Source organism: Gemella sp. zg-1178 (assembly GCF_018790995.1).
Classification (GTDB): domain Bacteria; phylum Bacillota; class Bacilli; order Staphylococcales; family Gemellaceae; genus Gemelliphila.
In genome coordinates, this window is sequence record NZ_JAHKEI010000045.1 from 1 (window position 1) to 3,177 (window position 3,177).

At 23.4% G+C, this 3,177-nt stretch carries 6 protein-coding genes; all 6 read right to left on the bottom strand.

Annotated elements, in window-relative coordinates; genetic code table 11:
- A partial coding sequence (locus KMP12_RS07215; protein WP_215757044.1) for a hypothetical protein occupies positions 1 to 284 on the bottom strand: 284 nt, incomplete at its 3' end.
- Between the two features lie 107 nt (positions 285 to 391).
- On the bottom strand, positions 392 to 571 hold the full coding sequence (locus KMP12_RS07220; protein ID WP_215757045.1) for a hypothetical protein: 180 nt from the start codon (positions 569 to 571) through the stop codon (positions 392 to 394).
- Complete coding sequence (locus KMP12_RS07225) at positions 572 to 1,207, bottom strand: hypothetical protein (RefSeq protein WP_215757046.1); 636 nt, start codon at positions 1,205 to 1,207, stop codon at positions 572 to 574. It lies immediately after the preceding gene.
- A gap of 204 nt (positions 1,208 to 1,411) precedes the next feature.
- Positions 1,412 to 1,645, bottom strand: a complete 234-nt coding sequence (locus KMP12_RS07230; protein WP_215757047.1) for a hypothetical protein — start codon at positions 1,643 to 1,645, stop codon at positions 1,412 to 1,414.
- A 5-nt stretch (positions 1,646 to 1,650) separates the two neighbouring features.
- Positions 1,651 to 2,196 carry a hypothetical protein gene (locus tag KMP12_RS07235; protein WP_215757048.1) on the bottom strand — a complete coding sequence of 182 codons (546 nt, stop codon included), beginning with the start codon at positions 2,194 to 2,196 and terminating at the stop codon, positions 1,651 to 1,653.
- A gap of 553 nt (positions 2,197 to 2,749) precedes the next feature.
- A partial coding sequence (locus KMP12_RS07240) for a hypothetical protein (RefSeq protein WP_215757049.1) occupies positions 2,750 to 3,177 on the bottom strand: 428 nt, incomplete at its 5' end.

Genomic DNA, 3,177 nt, shown 5'->3' on the forward strand with positions numbered 1-3,177 from the left:
ATATTTTGATAATAATCTTCAGGAGTCTTGAATTGATTATTTATATTTATTTCATTCCAATTTTCTTTTATATAAATTAAAATAGCATCTTTATTGATTTTTAAATTATTATTTTCTAAATAAATTTGACTATCAATATATTCAATATGTTTTTGTATATTGATTTTATTATTTGTTTCACTAGCCTTAGCCACATTATCATAATTACTAACTAAAGCAGAGATTGGTGTGATAAGCAGGCTGGAGGCTAAAATAGCACTAGCAATTTTGACTTTTTTATTCATTTTAATCATCCCCCTTATTAATAAAATTTTAATTTTGAAATATTGTGATTGCTTCTATTACAATTTTATTAAATTTAGAATATAATAATTTTTTAAAATAATATTATCTATTTTCTTTCTTCTTCTTTTTTCTTCTTTCTTATATAAATATTTGCTGTAATTTGCATTACAAGACTTACTGGTATAAATATATATTTTACTATCTCTATACCATAATTTTCAAGGATTAAAGCAAGACCTAGCCATGCAAGTATATTTAAAACATTAATTATAATAATTTTTTTCATTTATCCACAATAAGCAGTACCTATAGCACTGATAGCAGTTGTAAGACCAAATCCTATAAGCCCTACAGGAGTTGACGCCGCTATTATTCCAACAACTGTATATAATCCTCCTACGTATGTACTCAATCCGAAAAATGCCAAAGAACAATCTGAAGCCCTGAAGTATGTATTCATACTAATTATATTATCTGATTTTGAATTTTTTCTAATCTCTTTTATAGCACTAGTTAAAGGCCCATTCCCATTTTCTTTTATAAAATGATCGTTTAAATTAGATATATATTGACTTATAATTATATCGTTTAATGGGCTATTTATTTCTTTAAGTCTTTGGTTAAGAGATGGATCATTAGTAAATTGAAATCTATATATACCTCTTTTCTTTTGTAACTTAATATAATCTTTAATTATTAACGCTTCCTCTATATCTTTATTAGATATTTTAATTTGTTGTTCCTCAGCCTTAGCCAGATTATCATAATTACTAACTAAAGCAGAGATTGGTGTGATAATTAAGCTAGATGCTAACACTGCACTAGCAAATTTTAATTTTGAAATATTGTGATCACTTCTATTTACATTTTTATTATAACATATAAAAAGACAAAAAACAAGTATTATATTTAAAAAATACATGGCAGAATAAGGAGGGTTGCGTTTGCAAAATAGTATAATTATAAAAAATAATAACATTATTTTTTTAGTAGTAAAATTTTAATTTGAAAATTTAAAAAAGACGACTATTTGTCGTCTTTTTTTATTTTTTATGTAAACTAAATTGTTAATAAAGTAGGAAATAGTATCATTTAAATATATATATATATATATAATTTTCTTTTATTAAAAATACATTTTTATTATTTCATTTGCATAATAATTAGTTAGATTATATTTTTTCTTTATAAACTTTATTGTTTCTTTTTTGGGATGTGTTTTTGCATATTCTCTTATTATATTTAATTCACTTTTATTATAAATAATTAAATTAAATATACTTACTTGCATTTTTTTAAATTCATAACCTGTTAATATCGACATTAACATTAATATTATTATTATTACTGTCTTTATCATTTTATTTAGCTAAAACAAGATTCTGTAACAGAAGCAATTCCGCTTAATTCTAATATTAAACTTTTTAAAACAGCTCCTCCAGATTCTGCTCCTTTTATCCCTAATAAATACCTTACAGCATCTGTAACACCTCCAAGGTGTTTTACATATTTTTTAATTTTTAAAATTTTTGCTGCAGGTACAGCTGTACTAACTATCAAAGTACCTAATGACCCTACACACCCCCAAAATCCTCTAGGTTGTATTATAAATATACTATCTTTTGTTTCTCCTATATTATCATTATAGATGTTTAAAGGTATTTTATTTTTTATTAGATAATTTTTTATTTCTTTACTATTTCCATTAAGTAATAAATCTTCGGGTATTTTTTCTATTTGATTAAAAAATGTTTCTAAATATCTTATATCTTCTTCAGATAACTTAATATTTTTCTTTTTGAAATTCTCAGCCTTAGCCACATTATCATAATTACTAACTAAAGCAGAGATTGGCGTGATAAGCAAGCTAGATGCTAAAATAGCACTAGTAAATTTGAATTTTTTATTCATTTTAATGAACCTCCTTATTAATAAAATTTTAATATTTTAAATAGTGTGATCACTTCTATTTATATTTATATTTTTATTATATCATATAAAAAGACAAAAAACAAGTATTACATCAAAGTAATATATGATATAGTAAGAAGGTTTGCGTTTGCAAAATAGTATAATTATAAAAAATAATAAAATTATTTTTTCTGTTTAGTAGTAAAATTTGAATTTGAAAATTTAAAAAGACGACTATTTGTCGTCTTTTTTATTAGCTTTTTGTATTTTTCTTATATTTATAATAAGTTAAACATTAAATACATTAAAAAGAAATTTTTATTATTTTTTTAGAAGTATAATAGCAAGAAATACAGAACATAATGCTATTTTTGCCCATGTATTATCGTATGGAATAAACCATAATACGACAAGAAATATAAATATTAAAGAAATATATAGAAAAGTATATATTTTTTTATAAATATTAATTGTACTAATCTCTTTTTTGAAAAATACTCTTAGTACATTAATAATTATAAGTGATATTCCTAGTAATATACCTGCTATTGCGTTATTCATAAACACCACTAGTTTCCCAAGTTCCCCAATGGAAGGTCTTTAATTTGCAATTCCCTTTTTCTTCTGCTGTTATACTTATATTATGTGCGATCCAACCTAATTTAATAGGAGCAAAAGTTAAAAATATTCCCAATCCTCCAGAAGCAATACTTGCAAAAATTGATATTGCAGCTGAAGGATACGTAAGAATAGTTAGGATATTAGCTAAATCATGTACAGTTTCTTTATCGTACATTTTCACTTCAATTCCCCACCAATAAAAATTAATTTCTAGGTTGTTTAAATCTCTACTTTGATATTTTTCAACTATACCCTTATTAGCCTTAAACTCATACCAACCAGAATTAACTTTTTTATTAATATTAGATACAGATAATTCAATATTTTGATAATAATCTTCAGGAGTCTTGAATTGATTAT